Source organism: Roseomonas sp. F4, from assembly GCF_053891155.1.
In genome coordinates this window covers 973,483-987,088 of sequence record NZ_JBSSHK010000002.1, presented here as the reverse complement: position 1 = coordinate 987,088, position 13,606 = coordinate 973,483, and the positions used below count along the sequence as shown (strand labels likewise).

The following is a 13,606-nucleotide window of genomic DNA, read 5'->3' as shown; positions in this document are numbered from 1 at the left end:
AGCCGAGCCTCAGTAGAAGAAGCGTTCCTCGACCACCTTGCCATCCTTGACCGTATAGAGGCCGATCTCGGCCATCTGGATGCGCTGGCCGGTCTCCTTGACCGTCACGTCCATCTCGAAGCGCAGGGCGAACTGGTCGCCATGCACGAAGGGGCCTTCGGTGATGGCGGAATGCACCTCATGGTTCGCATACCACCACTCGCTTTTGCCCTTCACCGCGGCCCGGCCGCGGATTTCCGCCATCGGGCCTTCCATAGCCTCCCGGCTCACCACCTCCTCGGCCCAAAAGCGTTCGCCGGCTTCCTCATGCTGGTTGGCCTTGCACAGCGCGGCGAAGGCCTCCGCGATCTCCCTGGTCGTCATCTTTGTACCCTCTTTGTTCCGGAGGCATCACGCTAACCGATCAGGCTCGTTGGCAGCAAGTGACGTTTTCAGGGCGCCGCGCAGGCCCCAATCAAGCGGTTGATATCCGCCCAGGCGATGCTGCGCTCCGGCATCGGATGGCCGATCCGCTCGCGCTCCACCACCGGCCCCAGAATGCCGCCGAAGCGTTTGGCGAATCGCGCCAGCCCCTCCGCCCCCGCCGGCACCGCCAGGGTCGCGGCGCGCGCGCCATCCTGCCGCATCCGCTGCGCCAGCAGGCCGAGCAGCGAGCGGCCAATGCCGCGCCCGCGCATCTTCTCCCGCACCTCCAGATGGTCGATCTGTGCCGTGCCGCCCGCCAGCACCGCATTGGCGAAGCCTTCCAACTGGTGGCCCGTCATCGCCACAACCACTTGGCCGGGGCGCTTGCGGCCGCGCAGCAGGTCCTGCCACTGAGCCACCATCGCCGCTTCCAGCGGGTCCTCGATGAATTCGGCGTCGAAGAAGGCGGCGCGCGAGTCGCGCCAGAGGTCGGCATGCAGCTTGCTGATCCGCGCCACATCGCCGACCCGGGCCGTGCGCAGGGTCAGCGGCATCGGCGGCATGTCCCGAAAGGCACCAGAACCATATGTCTCATTTCCCCTGCCGGCCCTGCCGGCATCGCTGATCGCTACTCGTTCGCGCGCCTGTGCCCTATATCTGCAAGCGGCGCGCAGCGCGATGACGCGCGAAGCATCGGTCGGCCCGGCAGAACGGCCGAGGATGAAAGTTCAGGGGACTCCGTAACGGCCATGCCGGCAGAATCTGACATCTCGGCGCCCACCAGGCCCCGCCCAGCCGGGGCGCGGGAGGATGACCGGGCCGGCGCCGCCGGCCGCAACCTGCTTTTCCTTCGGGAGGAGGAGCTGCGCCTGGCGCAGGATCTGCTGTTCTTCGGCTATCGCGACTTCACCGCCGGCGCCGATGCCCTGCTGGCGGGTCTCGACATGGGCCGGGCGCATCACCGCGTGCTGCATTTCGTCGGCCGCCGGCCGGGCATCACCGTGGGCGACCTGCTCGGCATATTGGGCATCACCAAGCAGTCGCTCGGCCGGGTGCTGACGCCGCTGGTGGAGGATGGCTTCGTCACCCAGCACCCAGGCCGCAGCGACCGCCGCCAGCGCCTGCTGACCCTGACCGAAAAGGGCGCGGCGCTGGAACGCAGCCTGTTCGAGCGGCAGCGGGACACGGTGATGCGCGCCTATCGCGAGGCCGGCCCCCAGGCGGTGGAGGGATTCCGCCGCGTCATGCGCGGCCTGATGGGGGAGGAAGCGCGCGCGGCGCTGACGCGGCTGGAGGCCGGGCCGGACCAGGAGGCGGGCCGATGACGCTCAGCGCCGATGCGCCGCACCTTCTGGTGGTGGATGACGATGCCCGGCTGCGCGCCCTGCTGCAGCGCTTCCTGACCGAGCAGGGCTTCCGGATCACCGCCGCCGCCGATGCCGCCGCGGCGCGCCATGCCCTGACCTCGGTCAGCTTCGACCTGATGGTGCTGGATGTGATGATGCCGGGCGAAAGCGGCCTGGAACTGACCGAAAGCCTGCGGCGGGAGGGGCAGGACGTGCCCATCCTGATGCTGACCGCGCGCGGCGCCCCGGATGACCGGGTGAGCGGCTTCGAACACGGCGTCGACGACTACCTCGCCAAGCCCTTCGACCCGCGGGAGCTGGCGCTGCGCATCCGCACCATCCTGCGCCGCGCCGCGCCACCGCCGGTGACGGAACTCACCGGCGGGCCGGTGCAGCTCGGCCAGCGCTGGTTCGACCCGCAGCGCGCGGAGCTGCGGGGGCCGGAGGGCGTGGTGCGGCTGACCGGCGGCGAACAGGCCCTGCTGCTGGCCCTGGCGCGGCGGCCGAACGAGGTGCTGAGCCGCGACGAGATCGCCGAAGCGCTGGGCACGCCGGAGGCCGGCGAACGCGCCATCGACGTGCAGGTGACCCGCCTGCGCCGCAAGATCGAACCCGATCCGCGGGAGCCCCGTTTCGTGCAGACGGTCCGCCACCGTGGCTACGTGCTGCGGCCCGGCGGATGAGCGGCACGCCCGCGCCCCCGATCGCCGAGCCGGTGCCCAGGCCGGCACGGCCGGTGCGCGCCTTCGGCCAGGGGCTGCGCCCCCTGCTGCCACGGGGGCTGCTCGGCCGGTCCCTGCTGATCATCCTGCTGCCCCTGCTGATCCTGCAGGGGGTGGCGCTGCAATTGTTCTATGGCAACCACCTCGATGTCATCTCCCGCCGCCTTGCTGGTGGCGTCGCCGGCGAGATCGGCATGGTCATCGAGGTGATGCAGCGCATGCCGGACCCCGCCGACCGCGCCTGGCTGTTCCGGGACGCCGCCTGGCGGCTCGACCTGGCCCTCGCCTTCGAGGCCGGGGCCAGCCTCGGCAATACGCCGGACCGCACCGCCTCCCTCCCCCTGCTGCCGCTGGAGGATGATCTGGCGCATGCGATGGTGGAGCGGGTGCGCCGGCCCTTCGATGCCGACTGGCAATCCGACCGGCGCAGCGTGATCATCCGCATCCAACTGCCGGACGGCGTGCTGCATGTGGAGGCGCCGCGCAAACGGCTGTTCACCGGCACGCTCTACCTGTTCTTCATCTGGCTGGTCGGCTCCTCCCTGCTGCTGTTCGGCGTGGCGTCGCTGTTCATGAAGAATCAGGTCCGCGCCATCCGCCGGCTGGCCGGGGCGGCGGAAGCCTTCGGGCTGGGCCGCGACATCGGCCAGATGAAGCCGGAAGGGGCGAGCGAGGTGCGCCAGGCGGCGAGCGCCTTCAACCGCATGCAAGACCGCATCCGCCGCTTCGTTGCCCAGCGCACCGACATGCTGGCCGGCATCAGCCACGACCTGCGCACACCGCTGACCCGCATGCGCCTGGCGCTCGCCATGCTGCCGCCCTCCCCGGAGACCGAGCAGGATATTGCCGCGCTGACCGAGGATGTGGAGGAGATGGAGCGGATGATCGCCGTCTACCTCGCCTTCGCGCGCGGCGAGGCGCAGGAGCAGACGCAGCCCACCGATCTCGCCGCCATCGTCCGCGACGTGGCGAAGAAGGCGCAGCGGGACGGCGCCCTGATGGCGGTGCAGGCACCGGAGGCACTGACCCTGCCGCTGCGGCCGGATGCGCTGCGCCGCTGCTTGGCCAATCTGCTGGACAATGCCCGCAAACATGCCGGTCGCATCGAGGTCCGGGTCTGCGAAATCCCACGTGGGGAGAGCGGCAACTGGGCGCAGGTGACGGTGGATGATGACGGGCCGGGAATCCCGGAGGCGTTGCGGGAGGAGGCCTTTCGGCCATTCGCCACGCTTTCGGCGGGCGGCACCGGCCTTGGCCTCGCCATCGCGCGGGACATCGCGCGGTCGCATGGGGGCGACATCGTGCTGGAAGCGAGCCCGCTGGGTGGGCTGCGGGCCCGCATCCGGCTGCCGATGTAGTCAGCCGGGCGTCAGGGCGCGCGCGGTTGGCGCGCGCCCGAAACCTCAGGCCTTCTGCTGCGCGACCAGGGTCTTCACCTCGTCCATGGCTTCCGTGAAGCGCTTGTTCAGCACGCCCAGCGCCTCGGAATTGGAGTTCTGGATGAGGTCCGCGACCTCCTTCATATTCGCCACCGCGCGCTCATAGGCGGACTTCAGCATCTCGGCCTGCTTGGCGGCGCGGACTTGCGGGCTCTCGGTGCCGGACATGGTGCGGATGGCGTCGGTCATTTCGGCCATCGACGCCTGCAGGATCTCCATATGCCGCCGGGCCACGGCCTGCGCGCCTTCCAGCGCCACGCGATTGGCGTTGGAGAGGGCTTCCAGGTTCCGGCGCTGCGCCTCGGCCAGGCCGGTCATGTCCGGCATCGCGGGCAGGCGGAATTCGGACAGCATGCGCATCATCTCGTCAGGCTTCATGCCAAAGCGGTCGGACATCGCAACGTTCTCCTCGGCGCGGGTTTTGCAGGCGCATATCTAGGTGAGCTGGGGAGCCGGGAGAAGGCGCCCAATGATGCACTGCACAAAAAACATCCGACATGCCCAGGACCGCGTCTTGCAGAGCGAGACCCGAGGCGCGATCAGGCCTCCGCGGGCGGCAGCGCCAGATCGCCCGGCTCCAGCCGCAGGCTGCGCGCCGTCTGTTCCGCGCGGTCCAGGGCGCGATCCAGCGCGGCCATGGTGGTGCCGAGATCGACGCTGTCGTCCTGTTCCCAGGCCCGCAGCGTCATCAGCCAGACGCCGACCAGCCCGGTGGCGCGCAACCGGCCTTGCAGGCCGCTGGAATCCAGCTCCGCCGCCTCCAGCATCCGCGCCATGCTGCCTTGCAGGATGGGAAGCAGCGCCACGGCCAGCACGCCGTCGCGGCGCATGTCAGACATCAGCCGCAGCATGCCGGCCCGGTGCGGCAGCAGCGCATCCACGCCCCGCATCAGCACATCGAACACCCGGTCCCGTGGCGTGCCGCCCTGACCGGGCACGGTGCCTTCGGCGACACTTTGCGCCACCGCTTCCGCATGCAGCCGCAGCAGATCGAGGCGGGAGGGGAATCGGCGCACCAGGTCGCGGGCCGGGATGCCGGAAAGGGCCGAGAGCCGGCCGGGTGTGACGCCGCGCCAGCCATGCTCGGCGATCACGGCGAAGAGCGCATCAAGCAGCTTGGGGTCGGAGGCTTCCATGGCGGGGATGTTGGGGGTGGAAGCGCCCCGCGCCAATGGGGATTTCGTGAATTAACCTGCAAGCTCGCGGGATCGCGCCGTGGCGGCCGCGATCGCCTGGGAAATACTGTCCGGCCAGGCCTGCTGCGCCATCAGCACGGCCAGCGCCCGTTCCGTGGTGCCCTTCGGGCTGGTGACGTTCTTGCGGAGCTGGGCCGCATCCTCCGTGCTGGCGGCCAGCAGGGCGCCGGAGCCGGCGACGGTGGCGCGCGCCATGCGGCGGGCGAGGTCGGCCGGAATGCCCTGTTCCACCGCCGCGGCTTCGAGCAGTTCCGCCAGCAGGAAGACATAGGCCGGGCCGCCGCCGGAGACGGCGGTGACCGGGTCGAGCAGCGCTTCCTCCGCCACCCAGTCCACCTCCCCAGTCGCGGCGAGCAGCGTGTCGGCCAGCGTGCGCTGAGCGTCGGAAACGCCAGGGCCGGCGAAGGCCACTGTAAAGCCCTGGCGCACGGCGGCCGGCGTGTTTGGCATGGCGCGGACCACCGCCGCCCCCTGCCCCAGCAGCCCGCGCATGAAGCCCACGGTCTTGCCGGCCATGATGGAGACGAAGACCGCCGAGCCGGCGAAGCGGGCATAGGCCGGAAGGCTGGCCGGTGCCTCCTGCGGCTTGGTCGCCAGAACCACCGCGGCGGGGGCGAAGCCGGCCGGGATCTCGGCCGCATCCCGCAAAAGTGTGGCGCCGGGGATGGGGCCGGTGGCGAAGGGGTCCACCACCAGCGTCTCGCCCAGGCCGCGTTCGCGCCAGCCGGCCAGCATGGCGCCGCCCATCTTGCCGCAGCCGATGAGAAGCAAAGGAGGGAGCGTTTCGGTCATGGCGGCGAGCCTCGCCGTCATGACCGTATTTGGCAAGCCGAGGTCTGCGGAGACGGTCAGGCCTCGCCCACGCAATCCAACATGGCCGCCTGCAGCGCCTCCGCCGGCGGCTTGCCGCCCCAGAGGACGAACTGGAAGGCCGGGAAGAAGCGCTCGCACTCGGTCAGCGCGATGTCGACCATATCCTCCAGGCTCTCGGCGGAGGCGCCCGGCGCGCCCCGCAGCAGCACGGCGTGGCGAAACACCGGCATGCCGTCGTCGCTATCCAGCCCGAAATGGCCGATCCACAGCTTTTCATTGGCCAGGGCCAGCAGCTCGAACAGCTTGTCGCGCTTGTTGGCCGGCACCTTCATGTCGAAGGTGCAGGAGAAGTGCATGGCGCTGATTTCCTGGGACCAGGAGAAATACAGGCCGTAGTCGCACCATTTGCCGGGGGCCTCGGCGGCCATTTCACTGTCCGAGCGCCTGTCGAACGCCCATTCATTGGCCGTTACGATCTGTTCCAGCACATCGAGGGGGTTCGCGGACCGGTCGCGTTCCTCGTATCCGACATAAGCGGACATCGCGGCACCTCCTTCGCCCGTCCAGGCGCGACCCCCCCTGATGGTGGGAGGCGGCTGCCCGAATCGCCACTAGCTGTAGACTACGCAGGTGCGAAAAGGCACCGCAAGCATCGGCTTGATGACGAGCTCAAGGGCTTGCCGGGCGAGTCGGCGAAACAGGATGCACCGCGCCGCCCAGCCACCATTGGCGGACCGCTCAGCCGCCATCCGCCGCAAGGCCGGGATCATTGGCCGGCGGCGCGGTATCCGCCGCCGTCAGCCTGGCCTCCAGCGCCGCGACGCGAGTCTCCAGCGCCTCCGCCTGTTCGCGGGCCCGGCGCGCCACTTCCAGGGCGGCGTCGAGGTCCTCGCGCTTCACCAGATCCAGCCGCTGCACCATGGCATCGAGCTGGGCCCGACCCATCGCCTCCGCCTCCGCCCGCGCGCCGGCGAGCACCGAGAAGGCGCCGCCGGCCATGCCGGCCAGGTCGTCGAACAGGCCGCGCTTCGGCCCCTGCCCGCCGGAGGGTCCACCACCGGTCCCGCCGGAGGCTCCGCCACTGGTACCGCCGCCGCCCATGCCGCCGGGTCCGGTTTCGCTGGTCATCACGACCTCCTGCCTGATCTGTCCGTGCCTTGTCCGGCCGCGACACCGCGGCCTATACCCCGGCCGCGGCGAGATAAGCGCCGCAGCACGAAGGGACAACCACCGATGTATGTCGTGACCGGCGGCGCCGGTTTCATCGGGTCCAACCTGGTCGCCGCACTCTGTGACCGGGGGGCGGAGGTTCTGGTGGTGGACCGGCTGCGCGAGGGGCTGAAATGGCGCAACCTCGCCAAGCACGGCATCGCCGGAATTTTGCCGCCGGAGGCGCTGCCGGACTTCTGGGCCAGCCAGCCGAAGGTCACCGCGGTGCTGCATATGGGCGCGATCAGCGCGACCACGGCGACCGATGGCGACCTGGTGGCGGCCACCAACCTGACCCTGCCGCTGACGCTCTGGGCGGAATGCGCGCAGCGGGCCATTCCCTTCATCTACGCCTCCTCCGCCGCCACCTATGGCGATGGCGCGCTGGGCTTCGCCGATGACGACAGCGCGACGGCGCTGGCAGCGCTGCGGCCGCTGAACCTGTATGGATGGTCGAAGCTGGCCTTTGACCGGCGGGTGGCGGAGATGCTGGCGCGTGGCTATCCGGCGCCGCCGCAATGGGCCGGGCTGCGCTTCTTCAACGTCTATGGGCCGAACGAATACCACAAGGGCCGCATGGCCAGCGTGGTGTTTCACAAGTTCAATGAAGTGCAGCGCGGCGAACCGGCCCGGCTGTTCCGTTCCGACCGCCCGGATGTCGCCGATGGCGCGCAGATGCGCGACTTCGTGCATGTCGAGGATTGCGTCGCGGCGATGGTCTGGCTGCTCGACAACCCAAAGGTCAGCGGGCTGTTCAACATCGGCTCCGGCCAGGCGCGCAGCTTTGTCGATCTGGTGCGGGCGATGTTCGCCGGGCTCGGCCAGAACGACCGCATCGAATTCATCGACATGCCGCCGGACCTCCTCGGGAAATACCAGTATTTTACCGAAGCCCCCATGGCGAAGCTGCGCGCGGCCGGGTTCGACCGGCCGCCGACGACGCTGGAGGCGGGTGTTGGCCGCTATGTGCGGGACTTCCTGTTGAACCCTGACCCGCATAGGTGACCCGGAAAGATGTTCGTGATCGCCTTCCCCGTCATCGACCCGGTGCTGATCGAGATCGGCCCCTTCGCGCTGCGCTGGTACGCGCTGGCCTATATCGCCGGAATCCTGCTGGGCTGGATGCTGGCGCGGCGGCTGATCGCGCTGGCGCCGGTCGCGGCGAGCCGCGAACAGCTGGACGATTTCGTCACCTGGACGACGCTGGGCATCATCCTCGGCGGGCGGCTCGGCTACGTGCTGTTCTACCGGCCCGGCTACTACATCACCGCACCGTGGGAGGCGCTGTATGTCTGGCAGGGCGGCATGTCCTTCCATGGCGGCATGCTGGGCGTCATCCTCGCCGCGCTGTGGTTCTGCCGCCGCCAGGGCCTGCCAGCACTTCGCTTCGGTGACCGCGTCGCGCCGGTGGTGCCGATCGGGCTCGGGCTGGGGCGGCTGGCGAATTTCGTGAATGGGGAGCTCTGGGGCCGCGTCAGCGACGTACCCTGGGCCATGGTCTTCCCGACCGGCGGGCCGGAGCCGCGGCATCCCAGCCAGCTCTATCAGGCGGCGATGGAGGGCGTGCTTCTCTTCATCATCCTGAACATCCTGGTGCGCATCCCGGCGCTGCGTGAGCGGGAGGGCTTCGTCACCGGCGCCTTCCTCGCCTTCTACGGGCTGGCCCGTTTCATCGGCGAGTTCTTCCGCCAGCCGGATGCGCATCTCGGCTTCCTGATCGCCGGCACCACCATGGGGCAGTTGCTGTCGCTGCCGATGATGCTGGTGGGCGCGGTGCTGATGCTGCGGGCGCGCCGCCCGGCATGAGTGAAAGGCTCGACCGCTTCATGGCGCGGGCGGTCGCGGCCTATTACGCCCGGCCAGCGACGCCCTTCGGCCGGGCGGGCGACTTCACCACGGCGCCCGAAATCTCCCAGGCCTTTGGCGAGGTGCTGGGCCTTTGGGCCGCCATCGCCTGGGACCAGATGGGCCGGCCCGATCCGGTGCTGCTGGTGGAGGTCGGGCCTGGGCGCGGCACGCTGATGGCCGACGCGCTGCGCGCCGTGGGCGATGTCGCCGCCCCCTTCCGCGCCGCGCTGCGGCTGCATCTGGTCGAGACCTCTCCGCCCCTGCGGGAGGCGCAGCGGCGCATGCTGGGGGCGGCCGTAAGCGGCTGGCACGACGATCTCGGCAGCCTGCCGCCGGGGCCGATGCTGCTGCTCGGCAATGAATTTCTGGACGCCCTGCCGATCCGGCAATTCGTGCGGCGCGGCAACGCCTGGATGGAGCGGCATGTCGAGGACGGGCAATTCATCGAGGTGCCGTCCGACCTCCCCTTGCCTGCCGAAGCACCCGATGGTGCCGTTTGTGAAGTCGGGGAAGCGGCGCAGGCCGTGGTGGCCGCCCTCGCCAGCCGGCTGGCGGCCCAGGGCGGCGCGGCGCTGTTTCTCGACTACGGGCCTGCGGGATCCGGCTTCGGCGACAGCCTGCAGGCGGTGCGCGGCCAGGCGGCGGGGCTGGACCCGCTGGCCGATCCGGGTTCCGCCGACCTGACCGCCCATGTCGACTTTTCCGCAATTGCCCGCACAGCCCGCGCCGCGGGCGCCGCCGCGCAGGGGCCGCTGCCGCAGGGGTTGTTCCTGCAACGCCTCGGCCTGATGTCCCGCGCCGCCATGCTGGCCCACGGCCGGCCGCGCCTCGCGGGGGAAATCCTGTCGGGCGCGGAGCGGCTGGTGGCGGCGGAGGGCATGGGCCGTCTGTTCAAGGCACTGGCCGTCTGCGACCCTGTGCTTCCCACCCTTCCCGGATTCGACCCTTCATGACCCCCGGCTTCCTCACGGCCGGCCTGGCCGTGCCGCATGGCTTCTTCACCCGGCAGGGCGGCGTCTCCTCCGGCCCCTATGCCGCGCTGAACTGTTCCTTTTCGGGCCAGGATGACCCGGAGGCGGTGCGCCGCAACCGCGCCGCCTGCGCTCAGGTGCTGGGGGCCGAGACCGTGATGGGACTGGTACAGGTGCATGGCGTGGCGGTGGCCGATGCCCGGACGCCCTGGACCGATGACACCCGCCCCACCGCCGATGCGCTGGTGACGAACCGCCCGGGCCAGGCGATTGGCGTGCTGACCGCCGATTGCGCGCCAGTGCTCTTCGCCGATCTCCGCGCCGGCGTCATCGGCGCCGCCCATGCCGGCTGGCGCGGCGCCGTGGCCGGCGTGCTGGAGGCGACTATCGAGGCGATGGAAGCCCAGGGCGCAGTGCGGGAAGATATCGCCGCCGTGGTCGGCCCCTGCATTGGCCAGGCGAGCTATGAGGTCGGCCCCGACCTGCGCGATGCCGTGCTGGCACGGTCAGGGACGGATGCCCGCTTCTTCGCCCCCGGCCAGCGGGAGGATCGCTGGCAGTTCGACCTGGCCGGCTATTGCGCGGCCCGCCTCGCCGCCACCGGCATCGGCCGCGCCGACGCCCTGTTTCAGGATACGCTGGCGTTGGAAGAGCAGTTCTTTAGCCATCGCCGGCGCACCTTGGCTGGCGGAGGGCCTATCGGACACCAACTCTCCGCCCTCGTCCTGCCTGGGTGACCCGATGCCTTACGTAATCATGTTCCTGGTACTGATGGTGGTGACCCTGATGGCTTCCTGTGTCTTCGCATAGCCGTCGGTTCCTGCTGCTGGCGCCCTTGGCGCTGGCGGCCTGTGGCGGGCTTCCGCAGCCCTTCCGTGGCCGGCCGGGCGCCGTGGCGCGCCGGCTGCGCCTGCCCCCCGGCTACCGGGTGGCCATCCCTCCGTCGCGCGATCTGCTGCTGACGGATGCCGATTCCACCAGCCTCGCCCAGGCGATGGCGGGGGCGCTGGTGGCGCAGGAGATTCCGGCCGTGGCCGGCCCCGCTCTGCCGCTCGACTGGCAGTTGCTGATGGTGGCGGAGCGGCAGGGTGAGCTGGTGGTGCCGCGCTTCGCGCTGCGCGACGCAGATGGCCGCGCGCTCGGCATGCTTGTCGGCCAGTCGGTGCCGGTGGGCGCCTGGGCGGAGAGCGGCGCGCCGCTGCATGCCGAGATCGCCGGGCAGGCCGCGCCGCGGCTCGCGGATCTGATCGGCCGCATCGATGCGCAGCGTCGCACGGGGGATGAGCGTGCCTCCGGCGGTGGCGCCCCGGTGCTGCGGCTGCTGCCGGTGCGTGGTGCCCCGGGCGACGGCAATCAGAGCCTGACCGCGCGCATGCGCGACAACCTGGCCGGCTTCGGCTTCCAGGTGCAGGACGAGGCCGAAGGCGCGCAATTCGCGGTGCAGGGGGAGGTCACGGTGGTGCCCTCCGGACCGCGGCTCCAGCGGGTGGAGATCGTCTGGGTGGTCTCCCGCCGCGACGGCGAGGATCTGGGACGGGTGCTGCAGCTGAACGAGGTGCCGGCGGGCTCGCTGGCCGGGCTGTGGGGCGATATTGCCTTCGTGGTGGCGCAGGAGGCTTCCGGCGGCATCCGGGACGTGGTGACCAATGCCGGTGGCTTCCCGCCCGCCGCGACGCCCGCGGCCGCCGCGCCGCGCTGAGGCACGGCCGGACAGGGCCGCCATGCGTGGCGGTCATCCGGCGGTGATGGACACTTTACCGTCACGTTGCTACCAAGCCGCCCGTCGGGCGCGGGGCCTATCTTCCGCGGCCGTGCCCGCCTTTCTCGCACTCCTTCCCCCCGGGGTTCGCGCTCGTCATGAAGATCATCGCCTGCAACAGCAACCGCCCCCTGGCCGAGGCGGTGGCCGCGGCGCTCGGCATCGCGCTGACCCAGGCCTCGGTCCGCCGCTTCGCCGACATGGAGATCTTCTGCGAGATCCATGAGAATGTCCGCGGCGAGGATGTCTTCGTGGTGCAGTCCACGAGCTACCCCGCGAACGACAATCTGATGGAGCTGCTGATCATGCTGGACGCGCTGCGGCGCGCCAGCGCGCGGCGCATCACCGCCGTGATCCCCTATTTTGGTTATGCCCGGCAGGACCGGAAATCCGGCAGCCGCACGCCGATCTCGGCCAAGCTGGTGGCAAATCTGATCGTCGAGGCCGGCGCCCATCGCGTGCTGACCATGGATCTGCATGCGGGCCAGATTCAGGGCTTCTTCGACGTGCCGGTGGACAACCTGTTCGCCGCGCCCCTGTTCGCCCGCGACATTCAGGAACGTTTCGCCGGACGCGACCTGATGGTCGTCTCCCCCGACGTCGGCGGCGTGGTCCGCGCGCGCGCCATCGCGGCCCGCATCCACACCGACCTCGCCATCATCGACAAGCGCCGCCCCCGCGCCGGTGTGTCCGAGGTGATGAACGTGATCGGTGAGGTCGAGGGACGCGATTGCATCCTGGTCGACGACATCGTCGATTCGGGCGGCACGCTGGTGAATGCGGCGGAGGCGTTGCTGAAGAACGGCGCGAAATCCGCCAGCGTCTATGTCACGCACGGTGTCTTCTCGGGCGGCGCGGTGGCCCGCGTGGGCGCCGCGCGGATCGAGCATATGGTGGTGACGGACAGCATCCTGGCCACCGAGGCCGTGCGGATTTCCCACAATATCAAGCAGTTGACCATCGCCCCCCTGCTCGCCGAGGCGATGAAGCGGATCAGCGAGGAAAGCTCCGTCAGTTCGCTGTTCAACTGATACCCGGGGTTGCAATCCGGCTGAAATAGAGCCGGGTTTGGACAGCTTCCCGCCATGATCGCGGCGTTCTCTGAGCATCCCAACCCAGAAGGGAAGACTCAGATGGAACGCCGCCGCTTCTTGTTCGCCGGTCTTGCCGGGGCCCTCGCCGCCACCTTGGGCGGCGTCGCCGCCCAGGCCGCCACACCGGCCATCCGCCCCCCCATCACCCCGGACCCGCAGCCCGCCGCCGAGCCCGCCTTGGCGCGGGAGGAGGAGGTCGATGCGTTGATGGAGGAGGTACAGTGGGGCCCGCCGCCCGGCCGCCCGCGCCCAGGCCGTGGCCCCCGCCGTCGCCGCTGCTGGACGGAGCGCCGCCGCGTCGCCTATCGCGACCGCTGGGGCCGGGTCCGCTATCGCATGGTGGACCGGCGCGTCTGCCGCTGAGGCGATACACCCTCTCCCGGCATGCGGGAGAGGGGTTTGTCAGGCCGGCGCGAACATCGGTACGGGCGCGCCGGCCGCGCCTTCCGCATCCTGGGTCGGCCTGAACACCACCCGCACCTTCATGCCGATGCGGATCTCCTCGAAGGCGCAGTCGACGATGTTGGTGAAGAGGCGTGGCCCCTCCTCCAGCTCGACATAGGCGCAGGCATAGGGCTGGGCGACGCGCATCACCGTGTAGCTGTAGATGGTGCCGCGCCCGCTGGCCTGCACCAGCTCGACATTCGGTGACAGGGTGAAGGGCGAGGCACCGCGCGGATAATAGAAATGCCGGCCGGTATCCTTGCACAGGCCGATCAGCAGCCTGCCTTCGGCCGCGGCGTCCCAGACCGGCTTGGTGCTCGGATCGACGATCGGCGCAGCGTAGATACGTTCCGCCATGGC

General features: G+C 70.2%; 18 protein-coding genes. 10 read left to right on the top strand and 8 right to left on the bottom strand.

Going from position 1 to position 13,606, the window contains the following annotated elements:
* Window positions 1-9: 9 nt before the first annotated feature.
* The gene (locus ACVFYP_RS12105; protein WP_499200421.1) at window positions 10-363 is read right to left on the bottom strand and encodes a SnoaL-like domain-containing protein; all 354 of its coding nucleotides are present in this window, start codon (window positions 361-363) and stop codon (window positions 10-12) included.
* A gap of 68 nt (window positions 364-431) precedes the next feature.
* Window positions 432-959 (bottom strand): GNAT family N-acetyltransferase, encoded by a 528-nt coding sequence (locus ACVFYP_RS12100; RefSeq protein ID WP_499200420.1) that lies wholly within the window; start codon window positions 957-959, stop codon window positions 432-434.
* 195 nt (window positions 960-1,154) lie between these two features.
* On the opposite strand from ACVFYP_RS12100, the gene ACVFYP_RS12095 reads away from it, so the two are divergent.
* The 3 genes from ACVFYP_RS12095 to ACVFYP_RS12085 are packed head-to-tail and all read left to right on the top strand — an operon-like array spanning window position 1,155 to window position 3,831.
* Window positions 1,155-1,730 carry a MarR family winged helix-turn-helix transcriptional regulator gene (locus ACVFYP_RS12095; protein ID WP_499200419.1) on the top strand — a complete coding sequence of 192 codons (576 nt, stop codon included), beginning with the start codon at window positions 1,155-1,157 and terminating at the stop codon, window positions 1,728-1,730.
* On the top strand, window positions 1,727-2,434 hold the full coding sequence (locus ACVFYP_RS12090) for a response regulator (RefSeq protein ID WP_499200418.1): 708 nt from the start codon (window positions 1,727-1,729) through the stop codon (window positions 2,432-2,434). The genes ACVFYP_RS12095 and ACVFYP_RS12090 overlap by 4 nt, the downstream gene beginning before the upstream one ends.
* Complete coding sequence (locus tag ACVFYP_RS12085) at window positions 2,431-3,831, top strand: ATP-binding protein (RefSeq protein WP_499200417.1); 1,401 nt, start codon at window positions 2,431-2,433, stop codon at window positions 3,829-3,831. Before ACVFYP_RS12090 ends, ACVFYP_RS12085 begins: the two co-directional genes overlap by 4 nt.
* A gap of 45 nt (window positions 3,832-3,876) precedes the next feature.
* Here the strand turns inward: ACVFYP_RS12085 and ACVFYP_RS12080 are convergent, their stop codons facing one another.
* The 5 genes from ACVFYP_RS12080 to ACVFYP_RS12060 form a co-directional block, all read right to left on the bottom strand.
* Window positions 3,877-4,308, bottom strand: a complete 432-nt coding sequence (locus tag ACVFYP_RS12080; RefSeq protein ID WP_499200416.1) for a phasin family protein — start codon at window positions 4,306-4,308, stop codon at window positions 3,877-3,879.
* 143 nt (window positions 4,309-4,451) lie between these two features.
* Complete coding sequence (locus ACVFYP_RS12075) at window positions 4,452-5,084, bottom strand: TetR family transcriptional regulator (protein ID WP_499200415.1); 633 nt, start codon at window positions 5,082-5,084, stop codon at window positions 4,452-4,454.
* Between the two features lie 15 nt (window positions 5,085-5,099).
* A complete protein-coding gene (gene proC, locus ACVFYP_RS12070) occupies window positions 5,100-5,900 on the bottom strand; it encodes a pyrroline-5-carboxylate reductase (protein WP_499200414.1) in 801 nt (266 codons plus the stop codon).
* Window positions 5,901-5,956: 56 nt separating this feature from the next.
* Window positions 5,957-6,463 (bottom strand): type III secretion system chaperone family protein, encoded by a 507-nt coding sequence (locus tag ACVFYP_RS12065; RefSeq protein WP_499200413.1) that lies wholly within the window; start codon window positions 6,461-6,463, stop codon window positions 5,957-5,959.
* 196 nt (window positions 6,464-6,659) lie between these two features.
* On the bottom strand, window positions 6,660-7,049 hold the full coding sequence (locus ACVFYP_RS12060) for an accessory factor UbiK family protein (protein WP_499200412.1): 390 nt from the start codon (window positions 7,047-7,049) through the stop codon (window positions 6,660-6,662).
* Between the two features lie 105 nt (window positions 7,050-7,154).
* On the opposite strand from ACVFYP_RS12060, the gene rfaD reads away from it, so the two are divergent.
* The 7 genes from rfaD (at window position 7,155) to ACVFYP_RS12025 (ending at window position 13,165) form a co-directional block, all read left to right on the top strand.
* Window positions 7,155-8,135 carry an ADP-glyceromanno-heptose 6-epimerase gene (rfaD, locus tag ACVFYP_RS12055; RefSeq protein WP_499200411.1) on the top strand — a complete coding sequence of 327 codons (981 nt, stop codon included), beginning with the start codon at window positions 7,155-7,157 and terminating at the stop codon, window positions 8,133-8,135.
* 9 nt (window positions 8,136-8,144) lie between these two features.
* On the top strand, window positions 8,145-8,936 hold the full coding sequence (gene lgt / locus ACVFYP_RS12050) for a prolipoprotein diacylglyceryl transferase (RefSeq protein ID WP_499200410.1): 792 nt from the start codon (window positions 8,145-8,147) through the stop codon (window positions 8,934-8,936).
* The gene (locus ACVFYP_RS12045) at window positions 8,933-9,931 is read left to right on the top strand and encodes a class I SAM-dependent methyltransferase (protein ID WP_499200409.1); all 999 of its coding nucleotides are present in this window, start codon (window positions 8,933-8,935) and stop codon (window positions 9,929-9,931) included. Before lgt ends, ACVFYP_RS12045 begins: the two co-directional genes overlap by 4 nt.
* Complete coding sequence (gene pgeF, locus ACVFYP_RS12040) at window positions 9,928-10,686, top strand: peptidoglycan editing factor PgeF (protein ID WP_499200408.1); 759 nt, start codon at window positions 9,928-9,930, stop codon at window positions 10,684-10,686. Before ACVFYP_RS12045 ends, pgeF begins: the two co-directional genes overlap by 4 nt.
* Window positions 10,687-10,745: 59 nt before the next feature.
* The gene (locus ACVFYP_RS12035; protein WP_499200407.1) at window positions 10,746-11,648 is read left to right on the top strand and encodes a hypothetical protein; all 903 of its coding nucleotides are present in this window, start codon (window positions 10,746-10,748) and stop codon (window positions 11,646-11,648) included.
* Between the two features lie 158 nt (window positions 11,649-11,806).
* The gene (locus ACVFYP_RS12030) at window positions 11,807-12,739 is read left to right on the top strand and encodes a ribose-phosphate pyrophosphokinase (RefSeq protein ID WP_499200406.1); all 933 of its coding nucleotides are present in this window, start codon (window positions 11,807-11,809) and stop codon (window positions 12,737-12,739) included.
* A gap of 102 nt (window positions 12,740-12,841) precedes the next feature.
* Window positions 12,842-13,165, top strand: a complete 324-nt coding sequence (locus tag ACVFYP_RS12025; protein ID WP_499200405.1) for a hypothetical protein — start codon at window positions 12,842-12,844, stop codon at window positions 13,163-13,165.
* A 39-nt stretch (window positions 13,166-13,204) separates the two neighbouring features.
* On the opposite strand, the gene ACVFYP_RS12020 is transcribed toward ACVFYP_RS12025, so the two are convergent.
* Window positions 13,205-13,603: a Zn-ribbon domain-containing OB-fold protein gene (locus tag ACVFYP_RS12020; protein ID WP_499200404.1), complete on the bottom strand. Its 399-nt coding sequence runs from the start codon at window positions 13,601-13,603 to the stop codon at window positions 13,205-13,207.
* Window positions 13,604-13,606 lie beyond the last annotated feature (3 nt).

What these genes read in the sequence shown, in the direction of transcription:
- ACVFYP_RS12105 (WP_499200421.1), bottom strand. Translation starts at nt 363, where the DNA reads ATGACGACCAGGGAGATCGCGGAGGCCTTCGCCGCGCTGTGCAAGGCC.
- ACVFYP_RS12100 (WP_499200420.1), bottom strand. Translation starts at nt 959, where the DNA reads ATGCCGCTGACCCTGCGCACGGCCCGGGTCGGCGATGTGGCGCGGATC.
- ACVFYP_RS12095 (WP_499200419.1), top strand. Translation starts at nt 1,155, where the DNA reads ATGCCGGCAGAATCTGACATCTCGGCGCCCACCAGGCCCCGCCCAGCC.
- ACVFYP_RS12090 (WP_499200418.1), top strand. Translation starts at nt 1,727, where the DNA reads ATGACGCTCAGCGCCGATGCGCCGCACCTTCTGGTGGTGGATGACGAT.
- ACVFYP_RS12085 (WP_499200417.1), top strand. Translation starts at nt 2,431, where the DNA reads ATGAGCGGCACGCCCGCGCCCCCGATCGCCGAGCCGGTGCCCAGGCCG.
- ACVFYP_RS12080 (WP_499200416.1), bottom strand. Translation starts at nt 4,308, where the DNA reads ATGTCCGACCGCTTTGGCATGAAGCCTGACGAGATGATGCGCATGCTG.
- proC (WP_499200414.1), bottom strand. Translation starts at nt 5,900, where the DNA reads ATGACCGAAACGCTCCCTCCTTTGCTTCTCATCGGCTGCGGCAAGATG.
- ACVFYP_RS12065 (WP_499200413.1), bottom strand. Translation starts at nt 6,463, where the DNA reads ATGTCCGCTTATGTCGGATACGAGGAACGCGACCGGTCCGCGAACCCC.
- ACVFYP_RS12060 (WP_499200412.1), bottom strand. Translation starts at nt 7,049, where the DNA reads ATGACCAGCGAAACCGGACCCGGCGGCATGGGCGGCGGCGGTACCAGT.
- rfaD (WP_499200411.1), top strand. Translation starts at nt 7,155, where the DNA reads ATGTATGTCGTGACCGGCGGCGCCGGTTTCATCGGGTCCAACCTGGTC.
- lgt (WP_499200410.1), top strand. Translation starts at nt 8,145, where the DNA reads ATGTTCGTGATCGCCTTCCCCGTCATCGACCCGGTGCTGATCGAGATC.
- ACVFYP_RS12045 (WP_499200409.1), top strand. Translation starts at nt 8,933, where the DNA reads ATGAGTGAAAGGCTCGACCGCTTCATGGCGCGGGCGGTCGCGGCCTAT.
- pgeF (WP_499200408.1), top strand. Translation starts at nt 9,928, where the DNA reads ATGACCCCCGGCTTCCTCACGGCCGGCCTGGCCGTGCCGCATGGCTTC.
- ACVFYP_RS12030 (WP_499200406.1), top strand. Translation starts at nt 11,807, where the DNA reads ATGAAGATCATCGCCTGCAACAGCAACCGCCCCCTGGCCGAGGCGGTG.
- ACVFYP_RS12025 (WP_499200405.1), top strand. Translation starts at nt 12,842, where the DNA reads ATGGAACGCCGCCGCTTCTTGTTCGCCGGTCTTGCCGGGGCCCTCGCC.
- ACVFYP_RS12020 (WP_499200404.1), bottom strand. Translation starts at nt 13,603, where the DNA reads ATGGCGGAACGTATCTACGCTGCGCCGATCGTCGATCCGAGCACCAAG.